Raw genomic sequence first — 15,989 nt, 5'->3', positions numbered from 1 at the left:
ATGATGCACCGGCGCGCGTGACCTAGTACTCTAAGCCATAGATATCGGGAGGTAATCATGACGGAGTTCTCACCGGCACGAATTCGGGTACAGCACCTGAATGAGATGGTCGCTAACGGAGAGGCGCTCACGGCACTCACCTGCTATGACGCTCTAACAGCGCGGATCTTGGACGCGGCCGGGATTGATATTTTGGTGGTGGGTGATTCCATTGGCAATACCGCCCTGGGGTTCTCCTCGACCATCCAGGTCACCCTGGAAGATATTGAGCGCGCCACCAGTGCCGTTATGCGGGGCACCACCCGGGCTTTTATTATTGCCGATATGCCGATGGGCACCTACGAAGAGGGCCCCGCGCAAGCTATTCGCACCGCAATCCGATTGGTGCGGGCCGGAGCGGACGCGGTGAAACTGGAAGGCGGGGAAGCCTTCGCTCCCACCGTTGAGGCCCTCACTCAGGCTGGAATTAACGTGGTGGCCCACGTCGGCTACCGTCCCCACGCCGACGCCGCTTTGGGGGGCCCGCGAGTACAGGGCCGGGATGAAGAAGAAAGCGAGGCCATTATTGATGACGCGGTTTCGCTAGAGAAGGCGGGAGCTATTGCTGTCGTCGTCGAAATGGTACCCGGGAAACTCGGGGCGAAAATTACCGAAATTCTCTCGGTCCCCACCCTCGGGATCGGGGCTGGGTATCGCACTTCCGGGCAACTGCTGGTGTGGCCGGATATGGCCGGGATGACTGAGTGGCAGCCCTCTTACGCCAAGCGTTTCGGCGAGGTGGGTGCGGCGCTCAGCAACGCGGTCACGGCCTTCCGTACGGCCGTTAAGAGCCGTGAATTCCCGGATAAGGAGCACAGTTTCTAAGCCACTACAATGGTGGCTATGAGTCTTGCAGCACGTGCGCCGCTCGGTACGGCGCGACCCGGAAAGATTTCGCCGCGCCGTAAAGTTCCGGCCTATATTGAACGTCCCGAATACATGTTCCATGACGGGCCGGAAGTCATCACCGCCTCGGATGTAAAAACTGAGGAAACAATTGAGCGAATTCGGGTGGCGGGAACCATTGCCGCGGATGCTATGTACGAGGCAGCCAAAGCCATCCGCCCGGGTGTAAGCACCGATGAACTCGACCGCATCGCGCACGAGTACATGATCGATAACGGCGCCTACCCCTCGTGCCTGGGCTATATGGGTTTCCCCAAGTCGATCTGCACCTCCGTCAACGAAGTTATCTGCCACGGCATCCCTGATGACCAGGTGCTACACGAGGGAGACATTATCAACCTGGACGTGACTGCCTACAAGGACGGCGTGCACGGAGATACCAATGCCACCTTCGGCGTGGGCGAAATCGACGAAGAATCCCGCCTTCTCATTGAACGCACCGCCACCGCTACCCTACGCGGGATTAAGACGGCGCGCCCGGGGCGCCAGATCAACGTGATCGGCCGAGTGATTGAGTCGTATACCAAGCGTTTCGATTACGGGGACGTCCGTGATTTCACCGGACACGGCGTAGGAGAGGCTTTCCATTCCGGCCTCATTATTCCGCATTACGACGCCGCACCTCTACACGGGGAAACCATCGAAGAGAATATGGTCTTCACGGTTGAGCCCATGGTGACGCTGGGAACTATCGACTATGAGATCTGGGATGATGACTGGACGGTCGTGACCAAGGACCGTGGACGCACCGCCCAATTCGAACACACCATCGTGGTGCGGGAAAGCGGACCGGAGATCTTGACACTGCCCTCCGATCCCAACCTCGGGCTACGGCTCTAGGCGGATATACCCGGCCGGGCAGATATACACGGTGGGGGCGGATCCGAGAATCCGCCCCCGCTGTCATCTTGGCCTATACGCCGGGTTCTGTACCGCTTGCGCGGCGGCGACCATCCATCTACGTGCGCCATTACTGACGCACTCTAGCAATCCACCCGTGCCCTAGACGAGGAGCCTGACGGGGCACTGTCTGATCTTGCTCCCGGTGGGGCTTGCCGTGCCATGCCGGTCACCCGACACGCGGTGGTCTCTTACACCACCCTTTCACCCTTACCTTGCGGCGGTTTACTTTCTGTTGCGCTTTCCCGCGGGTCACCCCGGGTGGGTGTTACCCACCACCGTCCTCTACGGAGCCCGGACGTTCCTCGAGACGCCTTGCGCGCCGCGCGGCCGCCCAGCCAACATGACCTGTTTATGCTACCAGCCCGGCAGGTACACGATAAGACCCGCGGATTCAGCTGCGGGTTCAACGAGATATAACAATGCCATTTCTGAATGTATACGCCCCATCGATTACCGCAGGTAATAGTACCTCTTTGTTACCTTGCTCACAAGGGAAAGCGGGAAAGGCCGGAAAGTAAGGCAAGCCACCCTCGCCGCAGCAACTGCAATCATTAAGCATTTAAGGAGCGGTTGCTCATAAATATTAAACGTGCTTAGAATTCGAACAACAGGCAAAACAGCGACGTTTCGCACGTTTTCTCTGTTAGTAGGTAACGGTCGCGGGAGCTGACTTTGCGTGAGGGTCGGCTCCCGCGCACCAACTCAGGCCGCCACACCTGCCACGAGCTGCACATATACCCCACCGTAGACGCTCACCACATTTAACCAAAGGTCATATACGAATATACGGCTTGGCTCGTAGACTTTAGCTGTTTTATCAACGCTCAAAAGTTGCAGATTAGCCACTCAGGATAGTACTGCAATGTCTTTCGCGAAGGATTCCCATGACGCAGCGCATCTCCCGAATCGCCAGTACCCTCACTGTGACCACGCTCGCCCTCGCAATGGCGGGTACCGTGGCCGCCCAGGCACAACCAACCGCCAACTCCCCCGCTCCGGGCGCTTCTTTTACGTCCTGCACAGATTCCACGAAAGCAACGACCGCGGTCGCCGAGGCGAATTCCGAACGGGACGCGCTGCTCAAGAAAGCGGAAACTGCACAGCAAGATCTCGCAGCCGCCCAGGAGGCCGCGGCGACGGCTCAAGCCGCGAAAGATGCAGCTGCTGCGAAACTAACCGCCGCGGATAAGGCAGCCCAGGATGCCGTGCAGGCACGCGATACGGCCAAGGCGGCCCTGGATGCTTTCCAGACGGAAGGTCAGACCGCGAAAGATGCGATTCCCGCGGCACGCACCGCACTCGAAGAGGCGGAAAGCCAGGTAGCTGCGACGTCGGCCCAAAAAGAGAAAGACGCCGCAGCGGCAGCGGAAGCGCAACGTGTTCTTGACGAGAAGAATGCGGATCTCGCCACGAAAACGCAGGCGGAGAAAGATGCCCGCGCGAAGCTGGAGGCTGCGCAGGCAGCCGAGGCTGCGGGCAATACTGAACGTGAGAAACTTGCCGCGCAGCTGCGTGAGGTGACCGGGAAGAAGAATCAGGCCGATCAGGATCTCACCGCGGCACAGGCGAAGGAACGCGCGGCGCAGGACGCACGTTCCGAGGTGGTTGCACGAGAAGCCGAAAAGGTTGCCGCGGCACAGCGGGCGCACAGCGACGCTACCAAGGCGGTTGCGCCAGCTCAGACCGCGAAGGATGAGGCCCAGCAGGCGGCCACAACGGCCGCTAACGATGTGACGCTTAAGCGTGGTGAGGACGAAGCAGCTCAAGCCACGGTCAAGGATTCCGAGGCTAAGCTGGCGCAGGCTACGCAGAAGCTCGGCGATCTTGAGACTGCGCTTACCGAACTCAAGAACCGCCAGGCCGAGGTGCAGGCTGCACTACCCGGGCTGGAACAAGCGAAGAATGAAGCCGAAACTGCCTACAACGAAGCCCAGGCGGCCGAGGATGAGGCAAAAGAAATGTACGAGGCTGCGGCCGGGGATAAGAAGAATTTCACCCCCCCAAGACGTGGAGCAGTTCCGGCAGGAATGGGAAGCAAAGAAGGCAGAAACCGCACCGAAGAAGGCGGCTTTTACGCAGGCGAATGAGGCCTATACCAACAAGACCGCGGAAAAGGAACAGCTGGACACCCAAATTCCGGCGAAGCAAGCAGAGCGCGATGCGGCACAGACCGAGAAGACTGGTCTGGAGACCACCCACGCGGCGAATCAGCAGGCCGCGCAGGAAAGCGCGGCGAAGCTGGGAGCTGCGGTTGAAACAGAGAAGGCGAAACGCGCTGCCCTTGCCGAGAAAGACGCGGCGCTCACCGCGGCCCAGCAGCAGGTAGAAACCACGAAGGCTACCCTCGCTGCCGCGAAGGCAGCCGCGGAAGCAGCTACCCGCCCGGTGGATGAGGCACTGGCTACGGCCCAGCAGGAAAGCGCCGCCGCGCAGGAAAAGGCCACGCAGGCGGCTAAGGATCTAGAAGACCTCTCCACGAAGATTACGAATGAGTTCGTACCGAAGTGGAATGAACTCAAGGCGAAGCGCGAAGAAGCCCAGCAGGCGCATACCCAAGCGGCAGAGGTGCTCGCTGAGGCTCAAACCGCGAAGGATGCTGCTGATCAGGGGCTTGAGAAGGCCAAGGCTGCGGAGGACAAGAGTTCCACCGCGCTGACGGCCGCCGAGGGTGCGCGTGATGCTGCACGCCAGAAGGTTGCGGATTTGGAAACGGCCGCGGCGAAGCTGGACGACTTGCAAGCCGAGTACAACAAGCTGGCAGCGGCGGCTACCCAGCCGGAGGCTGAGGCCGCGGCGGCTCGCGAACAAGATACGGCTGCTAGCGCCGTCCTCGAGGAAGCGACGAAGAAGGTCGCTGCGGCAGATACCGCGGCGAAGCAGCTTACGGATGAACTTGCAGCGGTCGATGCCCGCATCGCGGCCCTGCGTACTTTCCTGGAGAAGTGCGCGGCTGAGCAACCGGCTAAGCCCGAGCAACCGGCTAAGCCCGAGCAACCGGCTAAGCCCGAGCAACCGGCTAAGCCCGAGCAACCCGGCAACGGGACTGCGGATCCGAGCGCACCGGCACCGCAGATGCCGGCACCGGAAGCACCGGTAGCGGGCGGCAAGCACGCCGATCCTTCCGCTCCGGTAGCCCGCGGCCAAAAATCAGTTGCTAAGCACGCTGCGCCTGCTACACAATTGCCTAGCACGGGCGCGGAAAACACCGGTGTGGCCAGCTCGGCCCTGCTGATGATGCTGGCCGGAACGGGCGCGGTGGCGTATGCCTCCCGCAAGCGCGCCGCGCGCTAAAAGCCGCATGGCTTCGTATTCCTATCAGCCGCCGTCCTAACCAGCGCGGGCAGCCAGGAGCATAACGCCGGCGGGAGCTCTCCTGCCGGCCTCCAATATGGAGTGCGCGTAAAAGCACGATTTTAATCTTATTTCGTGTTCCTTACGCGCACTCTGTGGCTCTCGTGGTCCGGAATGCGCACTTAGACACGTCCCCGCCTAGCGATGCGCTGGCGGGGACGTGCTGTTTTTCCGAGCTGTACTACATATGTTGTACATGGGAAGTACAGGAGTGAAAAAGAAGAGTCCCACGGGCGGGAAACCTGAGATTTTTCGGAATCTTATGAGTATTGGGGCATATGTGATTCCCGAAGCCTCGCGCCTTCCACGCCCCAATGCAGCCGGAAACCCACCTAGGCTTCGTCGTAATCCACCGGGACAATAATGCAGTCGTAATCCTCCGAAAGATAAATATCATCGTCCGGAGTTGCTTTGATTTGTGCCACTTCCACCGGGGAGAGTGTGATTCCGGCGCCGGTAGCACCGTTGGGAGTCATGGTCATGATCGCGTACCCACCGGTCGCAACCGAGTGTTCGTACACTTTTTTGAGCGATGCCGCCAGCGGCGCATAGAGTTCCTCACGCTGAGCCCGGATTTTTTCTTGGGAGGCGGTCAGTTCTGCAACCACGTCTTCTAATTCGGAGCGCTGGGCCAATACTTTTTCTTGGAGTGAATCGATAGCTGCGCCCAGTTCCCGCACCCGCTCCTCGCCGCCTTCCACCGCTTCGAGCGCGGTGAATTCTTTATCCGAAATTTCTTCGAGGGTAGCCCGCAAAGCTGCCATTTCGTCTTCCAGAACGAGCAGGTCACGGGATGTCAGCCCGGTCCCGGCATTATATTTTTCTTCTTTATCCGCGACCTGCCGCGCTAAATCTGCGCTGGCTTTCTCTACACTTGCCAGGTCTGCCCGCGCCCGTTCCAGCTGAATTTCTGCCGTGGATTTTTCCCGCCCACGCGCGGCAATCGCGTTGAGAAGTTTGCCTAGGGATGCTCGCAGCGGATGCTGAGTATTCTCCCGCTCGAGACGGTTGAGCTGCGCATCCAAATCGGCAACTTGAAGCAGGATAAGTTGATCGGCACGGGGTGCTTTCATCGGGTGGATCTCCTTCGACTCGCACGAAAGGCGCGCGGCGCGCCTCCCCTATTCTATGTGGGAGAGCCCGCCCCGTGCAGCGTACCTGCGCCACGCACCGTACCTGCGCCACGCACTCAACCACGCACTCAACCACGCACCGCGATATTCCACGCATCCGTAGGAATCGCGGAGATATACGTATCCAGCTGCGGGAAATGTTCACGCAGGCGCTCCTCCATCTCACCGAGCACCGGCCATTCACTGGCCCAGTGAGTGGCGCAAATGAGCGCGCAGCCATCGTCCCAGATGTGATCGGTGGCTGGGTGGTGGCGTAAATCCGCGGTGAGATAAGCATCGGCGCCCGCGGCTTTCGCGGCTGCCAATAGTGAATCGCCCGACCCGGAGCAGATAGCCAGGCGCCGCACTTCCCGCTCGGGATCACCCGCCCCGAGCACCCCGGCCGGGGTAGACGGCAGCACCTGAGCTACCCGCTCCACCAGTTTCCCGAAGGACACGGGCACAATGCTCCCCACCCCGCCGATTCCAGATTCAGGATCCAGCGGCCTGTCGATCTTCACATCCAGAAGCCGCGCGAGCGCGACGGTGGAGGCCACCACATCCGCATTGGTGTGGGCACTGAAAAGCGCGACCCGCCCGCGCACCAACTGTGTCACCCACCTGCCCTTGGCGAAAGTTCCCGCCACGGTGGAAGTTCCACGCAAAAAGAGTGGGTGGTGGGTGATGAGGAGGTCAGCGCCGCGTTCGCAGGCTTCTTGCACGGTTGCTTCACACGGGTCGACGGCGAAACCGACGCTGCGCACCTCATCGCTGGGCAGGCCGGCCACCAGGCCGACCCGATCCCAGCTTTCCGCGCACGCGGGTGGGAATAATTCGTCCATGACCGCGGTGATATCCGCCACTGTATACGTCATGGACTCACCCTACCTTAGGAGGCTGTACGCTCTACGGTGCTCGTCCACTCTTTGTGGAAGATTTCTTCCTCGTGATCGAAAGCGGTGACCACCGATTGCACGTAGAAGTTCTCGGTATCGCAGCGGATCCGGGTATCGGCTTCCACGCGAACCTCCCAACCGATATCCGGGCGGGCCAGCCCAATTTTCCATTCGGCTTCGGTGCGTGCCGAAAGTGGATCATCCCAGGAAATCCAGTAGCGTTCCACGGAATCTTCGTCGTAGTGGAGGCCGTCCGGGTATACCCGGGTGCCCCCGTAGGCGGGATCCACCTGGATGAATGTCTCTTTCTTCGTCACATCGCGGGCAATCAGCCGTTCGGGGCGGCGGGCTCCGGCTGCTCCCGCTTCCGGGTATTTCACGTCCAAACCAATGGGCTGGACGGGCCCGGCGAAGCTCACCGCATCATCACAAGCGTCACGTTCTCCCCCGGGGCGAATCGGGCGGGCAGGTACTACCAACGCCGAGGCCCCCAGATCCACGTCCACTCCGGCGTTTTCCCGGGCCGGCCAAATCCACGGCCAGTAGGCACTGGAAAGCGCCACCCGCAGTGCGTGCCCGGCCGCAAAATGATAGCCAATGCCAGTGAGTGGAATTTCCACGTCCACCCACTCTCCTGCGGGCATCTCCACGATACGGTCACGCCCCTCGCGGGCACTCAGGTTAAGATTCCCGCGGGTGACGAGGGTAGAAGCACCATCGGGAGCCACATCTTCCAAGCGCACATAAACGTGCCCGCGTTCCCCGCCGTTGCGCAGCCGCAGCCTCACCCTGGCATTACCGAGGATCTCGACCGATTCTCCCAGGTAAAAATCACAGGTCACCGCGCGGCCATCGTCGCTGCGCTGATCGACCGGCAAATCGGCGTCGTTCCCGTACGGGAAGTACCGCCCGGCATCCGAGCCGATGTCTTGCGGCGACTTCACGAGAATCGTGCCACCGCGCACCGCACCCGGCGAGACGCTTGACTGTCCCAATTCAAAACGAAGCGGCTCAATATCCGGGGAGGGCCAGGCCCGTTCGGCCACCCACCGGCCCGCGATCTCTTCATAAACGGAGGCCGGGCGCATGGGATCGCTGATCCAGGTGCGTAGCAGCGGCTCATCCATCGCGCCGTTATCCACGCCTTTGAGCCACTTATCCCACCAGCGCAGCGTCTCCCCGAGGAAATCGATGTGCGGGCCCGGGCGCAGATCGCGGTCCGGGTACTGGTGACTCCACGGCCCGAGCAGCCCGCGCACGTTCTTCCCCAGCGCGGAGAGATTCTCCACCAGGCGCAGCACGGTATCGCGGTACGGGTCGAACCAGCCGCCCACCGCGAGCACCGCCGCATCGAGTTTCGAATAGTCCTCGCATACCGAGCCGTGTTTCCAGTAGGCATCGCGGGTCTGGTGACTCATCCAGGTATCCACGTACGGTTCCATGTTATTGAGGCGCTCCAACCACATGGCCTTCCAGTTCTCCCCCACGGCGCGCGGATCCGGTGGCCGCGATTCGAAAGCGAGCATAGTGGCGCCCCAGGCGTGCATATCCACCGCGAGCATTGAGCCGCCGAAATAGTGCACGTCATTGTCGTAGCGGTCATCGGTGGAACAGGTAGTCACAATCGCCTTGAGAGCTTCCGGCTGGTAGGAGGCCAGCTGAAGCGAATTGAAGCCACCCCAGGAAATCCCGAACATGCCCACGCTGCCCGTGCACCACTCCTGCGCGGCAATCCACTCGATCACTTCCAGGCCGTCTTTGTGTTCCTGCGCATCGTATTCATCGCCCGGGATTCCCTCGGAATTGCCGTGCCCGCGGATATCGACCCGGATGGAGGCATAACCGTGCCCGGCGTAATACGGGTGGCGTTCGTGATCGCGCGGCGCGGTCCAGTCGCCGCTGCGGTAGGGCAGATATTCCAGGATGGCCGGCACTTTTTCTTCCGTGCGTGGCATCCAGGCTTTCATCCATAGCCGAGTACCGTCCGAGAGCGGAATCCACCCCTCGTGAATCTCGGTCTCGTAGGGAAAATCTGTGATGTATTCCATTTTTCTCCTTCCTATCCGTCTCTGCTGTGTTGCGTCTGTGCGTGTGTTGCGGTTTTCGTGGGGCGCGTTGAGGAACGACGGCGCCGCCAGCTTTACGCGACGACTTTCATACGGGAGCGCATCCACGGGGTAAGCGCCATGAGCAGCACACCGTAACCAATAACCACCGCTCCCTGCACTCCGAAGTAGGTGGGTATGGAGGCAGCCATGTTCTCGTAATCGAAGAATTTCACTACCTGAGCCTGAATACCCTGGGCGCAGGCCATGGCGGCGAACCAGAGGGCCATGGTTTGGGAGGCGAAAGCCCGCGGGGCGAGTTTGGTGGTGGCGGACATCCCCGAGGTTTGCAACACCAGGTCCCCCAGGCCGAGGAAGATATAGCATCCCACCAGCCACAGCGGCATGAGGAGAGCCCCGCGCGGGGTGAGGATGCCCGCCAGCGCCACGATGACGAAGGCAATACCGCCCAGCACCGCGCCCAGCCCCACTTTCGCGGCCACGTGCGGTTGACGCTTACCTAACTTGAGCCAGATCCAGGCGAGCACCGGCCCCATGATGATTTCCACGATGGCGGTGAGGGAAATGTAATAGGAGGAGGGGTAGCTCAGGGAACCGATGGTGTTATCGGTGGCGTTGAGGGCCACGAGGTTGAGGGTATTACCGGTTTGGAAATAGAGCAGATTGTAGAGAATCAGGGCGATGAGCAACAGCGCATAGGGGATAAGATTACGCCGTTCTACCCGGCTGACTTTCGGAGAACGGTACATCCACAGGAAGAAGAACACCGGCACGATCCAGGTGATAACAGAAATACCGTTGACGACGTCGCTGAGTGTGGCTGAGGAGAGTACGGCGAAAAGCGTGGCCACCGCGACTACTCCCCCGACGAGCCCCACGAGCATCCAGAAGGAACGGTCCGCCACGAAACTGGCGCGAATGCGATGTGCTTTGGCGCGCCCGGATAGGTTTTTCCCGGTTGCCACGTAGGCGATGAGGCCGAGGATCATTCCCACGGCAGCGGAGGCGAAGCCAGCGTGCCAATGCACCCGCTGGCCGAGGAATCCGGCCACCAGCGGCCCGAGGAACGCCCCGATATTAATACCGGCGTAGTAGATGGAGAAACCAGCATCGCGGCGGCTATCCCCGGGTGCGTAGAGTTCACCCACCATGGTGGAGACATTCGGTTTGAGGAGCCCGGTTCCCACCACGATGAGGCCCAAGCCCACCCAGGTGAAGAATTCGGTGGGGATACCCATAGCAATATGGCCCGTGGCAATAACAATGCCGCCCCAGAGTACCGCCCGGTAGGTGCCGGAAATTCGATCTGCAATCCAGGCACCCACGATGGAAAGCAAGTAAACAAGAGCTCCGTAGGCGGCCACGATGGAGGATCCCACGTCCTCCGCGTAACCGAGCCCGCCATTGGCGATGGCGTCGGTGAAGTACAACACCAGGATGGCTTGGAAGCCCAGATAGGAGAAACGCTCCCAGAGTTCCAGGCCAAAGAGGGAATACAGGCCCTTCGGTTGGCCCATAAAAGAGTGCATAGCACGGGCACGCCGGTCGCGGCGCAGGGCTTCTTTGTGTTCTTTAATATACTTTTTTGGATTTTCGACGTTTTCGGGGACCTGCGCGGCTATCTGCGCGTGGGTGGGTAGGTCAACGGTGGTGGTATCCGAGCTTGCCTCGGGCCCGGGCTGGGCAGTGTGGGTGGTGTCAGTCTGGTTGCCCTTATGGGGTAGGTCAGTCACGTGGTACTCCTTCTCGAAAAACGGGACCGTCTGACCCCGCTATCGCGGCCGTTCCCTCCTTTCTCTAGGCGCGCGCGTGCGTCCTTCCGGGGCAGCGCGACGGGCGCACATCCCCGGCTTTTCCAAGCACGGCAGTGGCACTTTTCAGCCCTGCCATCCGTTTTCCAGGGTAACAAGGGCCTGCGACATAACCGAAAATTGAGTACTTTTTTACCGTTTTCACCTCACCGCGCACCCACCGCAAGCCCTGAGCCCATAGGAAAAACTCAAATAGACATGACATCGGTCACATTGATAGGCTGAGGGTCATGACCACATGCGATATTCCCACCGTTCCCCTTGCCGATGGCGGGCAGATTCCCCTCGTTGGGATCGGCTCCCTACTAGCCAAAGGCAACGAGCTTGCCACCACCCTGGGCCAGATCATTGCTGATGGCTACCGCCTCGTTGATACCGCCCAGCAGTACGCCAATGAAACAGCCGTGGGAGAAGCCGTGAAACGCTCCGGGGTGCCCCGCGCGCAGGTGTTCATCACCTCCAAAGTGGCCGGCGGGGAACAGGGGAAACGCTATACCCGGCGCAGCATCGAAGATTCGTTGCGCCGCCTCGATACCGATTACCTTGATGCCCTCCTCATCCACTGGCCCAATCCTTCCCGCGGCCTGTACGTGGAAACCTGGGAGGAAATGCTCGCGGCACAAGCGGAGGGCCTGGTGCGCCACGTGGGGGTCTCTAATTTCTTGCCGGAACATCTCACCCACCTGCATGAGGCCACCGGAGTGTGGCCGGTACTCAACCAGATCCAGCTCTCGGTTGCTCTCCCGCGCACCGATCTGCGTGCCTTCCACGAGCACCACGGCATTGTTACTCAGGCCTGGCGCCCACTGGGCGGTCCGGAAAAGCTGCTAGATCAGATTGTGGTGGCGCGCCTGGCTGCCAAACACGGGGTAAGTGCGGGGCAGATTGTGCTGCGTTGGTGTGTCCAGCAGGGCATTGTGGTGATTCCGTCGTCGTCCCAACGCGAGCGCTGGCGGGCAAATGCCGATCTCTTCAGCTTCACCCTGGATGAATCGGATATGCGCGATTTGGCCGCGCTGGATACCGGTGACCTGCACGTATGGGATGCGCGCACCCACGAAGAGTGGTAGCGACACCACCCTGGCATTACCGCATCAACGGCATAAAAAGTGGGCCCGACCGGATTCGAACCGATGACACCCTGGGTGTAAACCAGGTGCTCTGACCAACTGAGCTACGGGCCCGCGCGCTGCGCACTCGGATGATCCTACCCGATGCGCGGCCCGCGCGCACCTTCTCACCGAAAATACCGACCGCCCCAAGCCTTGGGCGGGACCACCTGGGAACCTAGTAGCGCAGGCCCTTATTGGTCAGGCGCACGCCCGTCCAGGATTCTCCGAGGGCCACGGACGTGGTTGGTTGCATACCCGCGGTATCGGCGGCCTCTTCAATATCGTTATGCGGCACCGCATTCGACACTCGCCCGGTGGGCACGAAGAGCCAGCAGATAGCATTTTCGTCGTCGAAATTAGCCTTGATATCCAGGAGCAGATCGGCAAGGTCATCGACGTCGCCGTCGTCCGCACGCCACCAGGCGATGGCGCCGTCCACGATATCGCGCGAATCTTCGTCCAGCAGCTCGCTTCCTATTGTTTCTTCGATCTGCGCGCGGACCTGGGTGGCTACGTCGTCGTCGTAGCCAAATTCTTGGATGATGTTCCCTTTCTGGAAACCAAACGAACTCATGGCTTAAGCTCATCTGATCGCCGGCATTTTTTCAAGTTAATCTCAGCCGCGTCGCCCGTGATTTTGGTGATCATTACCCTACGACGACGCGCGGCGCCCGGTATTCGGGCGCCGCGAAACCCACCCGCAGTGCGCCCCGTCCACCGCTCAGCTTAATTCGGCTCACGCCTGTGCGATGGCTCTCAACAACGCGGTAATATAGGAGTGCATGTGTAAGAGGTACCACAGCCGCTCTGGGACTAAAGCCGCGAACGGGTAGCCTTGACACGTCCCTTAGAAACATGACCACTCAAGCAATGGAGGAGATTCCGTGGCTTCACACGATTCTGATGCTCGCATGGTATCCGGCCAGCTCAGCCAGATCCCGGATGTCGATCCGGAAGAAACCCGCGAATGGCTAGCGTCCGTGGATGATCTGATTGAAACAAACGGTGCGGATCGGGCGCGGTTTATCCTCGCCAGCGTGGATGAGCACGCACGCGCCAAGGGAGTTTCGGTCTCCCCTGATCTCGTCACGCCCTATATCAATACGATTCCGGCCGAAGAAGAACCTCCCTACCCGGGTACCCCGGAAGAAGAGGAACTCGAACACCAATTCCGCAGCTGGACCCGGTGGAACGCGGCCGTGATGGTGACGCGCGCCCAGCGCCCCGGCGTGGGTGTTGGTGGGCATATTTCTTCCTACGCTGCCCAGGCCACCCTCTATGAAGTGGGCTTCAATCACTTCTTCCGCGGCCCGGATGCGCCCGGTGGCGGGGATCAAATCTTCTTCCAGGGGCACTCCTCCCCCGGCAATTACGCCCGCGCTTATCTGGAAGGGCGCTTGACCGAAGCGGACCTGGATTCTTTCCGTCAGGAAGCCTCCCGCATTTCCGGTGGACGCGGCCTACCCTCCTACCCGCATCCCCACCAGATGCAAGACTTCTGGCAGTTCCCCACCGTGTCCCTTGGTATTGGTGCCACGAACTCTATCTATCAGGCCTGGTTCAATCGCTACCTGAACGAACGCGGCATTAAGGACACCTCCGATTCGCACGTATGGGCCTTCCTGGGCGATGGCGAAATGGACGAACCCGAATCGCGCGGGATGCTCCAGCTGGCCGCCTCCCAGAAACTGGATAACCTCACCTGGGTGGTCAATTGCAACCTCCAGCGCCTGGACGGGCCGGTGCGCGGCAACGGCAATATCGTTCAGGAACTTGAATCCTTCTTTAAGGGCGCGGGCTGGAATGTTATCAAGGTGCTGTGGGGTTCGGGCTGGGATAAGCTCCTCGCCCAGGATGAGGACCACGCCCTCGTGGACCTCATGACCTCCACCCCGGATGGTGACTACCAGGGCTTCAAGGCAAACGATGGTTCTTATGTGCGCAATAACTTCTTCGGGCGGGACCCGCGCACAAAGGCCATGGTGGAGGACTGGTCCGATGATGAGATTTGGGCACTGCGCCGCGGCGGCCATGATCACCACAAGATTTACGCTGCCTACCGGGCGGCCCTGGCCCATAAGGGCCAGCCCACCGTCATTTTGGCGCAAACGGTCAAGGGTTATGATCTCGGCTCCAATTTCGCCGGGCGTAATGCCACCCACCAGATGAAGAAGCTCAACAGCAATGATCTCAAGCTGCTGCGTGATACCCTGCGCATCCCCATTGATGATTCCCAGCTGGAAGATCCCTATAACGCGCCCTATTACAAGCCGGCCGAAGATCACCCGGCCATGAAGCATATGCGTGAGCGGCGTGAGGCACTGGGTGGCTACCTGCCCCAGCGCCGCACCCACCAGGGCGGGATCGCACTGCCGGCCGATAAGCCTTTCCAGTCCATGAAGAAGGGTTCGGGCAAGCAGAAGGTGGCCACCACCATGGCCCTGGTGCGCCTGCTCAAGGACATTATGCGCGATAAGGAATTCGGCTTCCGCATGGTGCCGATTGTCCCGGACGAAGCGCGTACTTTCGGCATGGATTCCATGTTCCCCTCGGCCAAGATCTTCAATACCCAGGGCCAGCAGTACACCGCGGTGGACCACGATATGCTGCTTTCCTACAAGGAATCCACCCAGGGCCAGCTGCTCCACACGGGTATTACCGAAGCCGGTTCCCTCTCCGCTTTCGTGGCGGCCGGAACCTCGTATGCCACCCATAACACCCCGATGGTGCCCTTCTACATCTTCTACTCGATGTTCGGGTTCCAGCGCACCGGGGACCAGTTCTGGGCAGCTTACGATCAACTGACACGCGGTTTCATTATTGGTGGCACCGCCGGGCGCACCACCCTCACGGGTGAAGGCTCCCAGCATATGGACGGGCACTCCCCCGTTCTCGCCTCCACCAACCCGGGCATGATTATTTACGATGCGGCCTACGCTTATGAACTCGGCCACATCTTCAAGGATGGCCTGAAGCGCATGTACGGGGATGGCTCGGACGGGCGTGAGCAGAACGTCATGTACTACCTCACGGTCTATAACGAACCCATCCACCAGCCCGCCGAACCGGAAAATGTGGATGTGGATGGCATTATCCGCGGTATCTACAAGCTCGATGAGGCCGATGGCCAGGGTGGCCCGCGCGTCAATCTGCTTTCCTCGGGCGTGGGGGTGCGCTGGGCCCGCGAAGCCAAGCGCATGCTGCGCGATGACTGGGGCGTGGATGCCACCGTCTACTCGGTGACCTCCTGGTATGAGCTGCGCAAGGATGGTTTGGCCACCAACGAATACAACTACCTCCACCCGGAGGAAGAACCGCGTAAGGCCTACGTGACCGCGAAGCTGGAAGGCGAAGAAGGTCCTTTCATCGCCACCTCTGATTTCGAGCACCAGGTCCAGGATTCCATTCGCGAATGGATCCCGGGTGATTATGAGACGCTCGGCGCCAACGGTATCGGTATTTCCGATACCCGCCCGGCCGCCCGGCGCTACTTCAAGATCGACGACGCCACCATGGTGGTGCGGGCCCTGTACGCGCTAGCCAAGGCCGGCAAGATCGACCGCTCGGTTGTCCGCCAGGCAATCGAGAAGTACGATCTGCATAACCCGGCAGCCGCCGAACCGGTTCCCGATAACGACCCGGAGTAAAGCGGCCCGGCGTCGTCGTAACTAATTGAATAGTGTTTGAGCATCCGTGCTCTCACACGTAGCATAGTGTGGCGGTCCTTCCTCACGCGGCGAGCTATTTCTCGCACGCGAGTTTTCGGGCCGCCACACCTATATGGAGGCGAGTG

General features: G+C 60.5%; 11 protein-coding genes, 1 tRNA gene and 1 other RNA gene. 6 read left to right on the top strand and 7 right to left on the bottom strand.

What is annotated here, in order from left to right; translation table 11 throughout:
- Positions 1-57 precede the first annotated feature (57 nt).
- On the top strand, positions 58-864 hold the full coding sequence (panB, locus tag HMPREF9237_RS04835; protein WP_016442616.1) for a 3-methyl-2-oxobutanoate hydroxymethyltransferase: 807 nt from the start codon (positions 58-60) through the stop codon (positions 862-864).
- A gap of 9 nt (positions 865-873) precedes the next feature.
- Complete coding sequence (gene map, locus HMPREF9237_RS04830; protein WP_016442615.1) at positions 874-1,785, top strand: type I methionyl aminopeptidase; 912 nt, start codon at positions 874-876, stop codon at positions 1,783-1,785.
- A gap of 60 nt (positions 1,786-1,845) precedes the next feature.
- Here map and rnpB read toward each other — a convergent pair.
- Positions 1,846-2,191, bottom strand: an RNA gene (gene rnpB, locus HMPREF9237_RS08950) — RNase P RNA component class A.
- Between the two features lie 541 nt (positions 2,192-2,732).
- On the opposite strand from rnpB, the gene HMPREF9237_RS04825 reads away from it, so the two are divergent.
- Together HMPREF9237_RS04825 and HMPREF9237_RS04820 are read left to right on the top strand one after the other, a co-directional pair.
- Positions 2,733-3,935 (top strand): hypothetical protein, encoded by a 1,203-nt coding sequence (locus tag HMPREF9237_RS04825; protein WP_016442614.1) that lies wholly within the window; start codon positions 2,733-2,735, stop codon positions 3,933-3,935.
- Positions 3,856-5,139 carry a hypothetical protein gene (locus HMPREF9237_RS04820; RefSeq protein ID WP_039898335.1) on the top strand — a complete coding sequence of 428 codons (1,284 nt, stop codon included), beginning with the start codon at positions 3,856-3,858 and terminating at the stop codon, positions 5,137-5,139. Before HMPREF9237_RS04825 ends, HMPREF9237_RS04820 begins: the two co-directional genes overlap by 80 nt.
- Positions 5,140-5,531: 392 nt before the next feature.
- Here HMPREF9237_RS04820 and HMPREF9237_RS04815 read toward each other — a convergent pair whose 3' ends face one another.
- From HMPREF9237_RS04815 to HMPREF9237_RS04800, 4 genes are all read right to left on the bottom strand, one after another.
- Complete coding sequence (locus tag HMPREF9237_RS04815) at positions 5,532-6,272, bottom strand: zinc ribbon domain-containing protein (RefSeq protein ID WP_016442612.1); 741 nt, start codon at positions 6,270-6,272, stop codon at positions 5,532-5,534.
- A gap of 128 nt (positions 6,273-6,400) precedes the next feature.
- Positions 6,401-7,186: a Nif3-like dinuclear metal center hexameric protein gene (locus HMPREF9237_RS04810; protein ID WP_016442611.1), complete on the bottom strand. Its 786-nt coding sequence runs from the start codon at positions 7,184-7,186 to the stop codon at positions 6,401-6,403.
- Positions 7,187-7,200: 14 nt separating this feature from the next.
- Positions 7,201-9,255: a CocE/NonD family hydrolase gene (locus HMPREF9237_RS04805; protein WP_016442610.1), complete on the bottom strand. Its 2,055-nt coding sequence runs from the start codon at positions 9,253-9,255 to the stop codon at positions 7,201-7,203.
- A gap of 92 nt (positions 9,256-9,347) precedes the next feature.
- The gene (locus HMPREF9237_RS04800) at positions 9,348-11,006 is read right to left on the bottom strand and encodes a peptide MFS transporter (protein ID WP_016442609.1); all 1,659 of its coding nucleotides are present in this window, start codon (positions 11,004-11,006) and stop codon (positions 9,348-9,350) included.
- A gap of 308 nt (positions 11,007-11,314) precedes the next feature.
- On the opposite strand from HMPREF9237_RS04800, the gene HMPREF9237_RS04795 reads away from it, so the two are divergent.
- The gene (locus HMPREF9237_RS04795; protein WP_016442608.1) at positions 11,315-12,154 is read left to right on the top strand and encodes an aldo/keto reductase; all 840 of its coding nucleotides are present in this window, start codon (positions 11,315-11,317) and stop codon (positions 12,152-12,154) included.
- 40 nt (positions 12,155-12,194) lie between these two features.
- Here HMPREF9237_RS04795 and HMPREF9237_RS04790 read toward each other — a convergent pair.
- Both HMPREF9237_RS04790 and HMPREF9237_RS04785 read right to left on the bottom strand, forming a co-directional pair.
- Positions 12,195-12,268: transfer RNA gene (locus HMPREF9237_RS04790), tRNA-Val, on the bottom strand.
- A gap of 103 nt (positions 12,269-12,371) precedes the next feature.
- The gene (locus tag HMPREF9237_RS04785; protein ID WP_016442607.1) at positions 12,372-12,770 is read right to left on the bottom strand and encodes a DUF3052 family protein; all 399 of its coding nucleotides are present in this window, start codon (positions 12,768-12,770) and stop codon (positions 12,372-12,374) included.
- Positions 12,771-13,107: 337 nt separating this feature from the next.
- Here HMPREF9237_RS04785 and aceE point away from each other — a divergent pair, with 337 nt between their 5' ends.
- Positions 13,108-15,843: a pyruvate dehydrogenase (acetyl-transferring), homodimeric type gene (aceE, locus tag HMPREF9237_RS04780; RefSeq protein ID WP_039898780.1), complete on the top strand. Its 2,736-nt coding sequence runs from the start codon at positions 13,108-13,110 to the stop codon at positions 15,841-15,843.
- Positions 15,844-15,989: the final 146 nt, after the last annotated feature.

Origin of the sequence: Actinotignum schaalii FB123-CNA-2, from assembly GCF_000411135.1 — a bacterium.
GTDB classification, from domain to species: domain Bacteria; phylum Actinomycetota; class Actinomycetes; order Actinomycetales; family Actinomycetaceae; genus Actinotignum; species Actinotignum schaalii_A.
The sequence above is the reverse complement of the archived record's forward strand: the minus strand, read 5'-3'. Positions and strand labels throughout refer to the sequence as shown.

Excerpts from the sequence above, each read along its gene's own strand:
- panB (WP_016442616.1), top strand. The coding sequence starts at position 58 with ATGACGGAGTTCTCACCGGCACGAATTCGGGTACAGCACCTGAATGAG.
- map (WP_016442615.1), top strand. The coding sequence starts at position 874 with ATGGTGGCTATGAGTCTTGCAGCACGTGCGCCGCTCGGTACGGCGCGA.
- HMPREF9237_RS04825 (WP_016442614.1), top strand. The coding sequence starts at position 2,733 with ATGACGCAGCGCATCTCCCGAATCGCCAGTACCCTCACTGTGACCACG.
- HMPREF9237_RS04815 (WP_016442612.1), bottom strand. The coding sequence starts at position 6,272 with ATGAAAGCACCCCGTGCCGATCAACTTATCCTGCTTCAAGTTGCCGAT.
- HMPREF9237_RS04810 (WP_016442611.1), bottom strand. The coding sequence starts at position 7,186 with ATGACGTATACAGTGGCGGATATCACCGCGGTCATGGACGAATTATTC.
- HMPREF9237_RS04805 (WP_016442610.1), bottom strand. The coding sequence starts at position 9,255 with ATGGAATACATCACAGATTTTCCCTACGAGACCGAGATTCACGAGGGG.
- HMPREF9237_RS04795 (WP_016442608.1), top strand. The coding sequence starts at position 11,315 with ATGACCACATGCGATATTCCCACCGTTCCCCTTGCCGATGGCGGGCAG.
- HMPREF9237_RS04785 (WP_016442607.1), bottom strand. The coding sequence starts at position 12,770 with ATGAGTTCGTTTGGTTTCCAGAAAGGGAACATCATCCAAGAATTTGGC.
- aceE (WP_039898780.1), top strand. The coding sequence starts at position 13,108 with ATGGTATCCGGCCAGCTCAGCCAGATCCCGGATGTCGATCCGGAAGAA.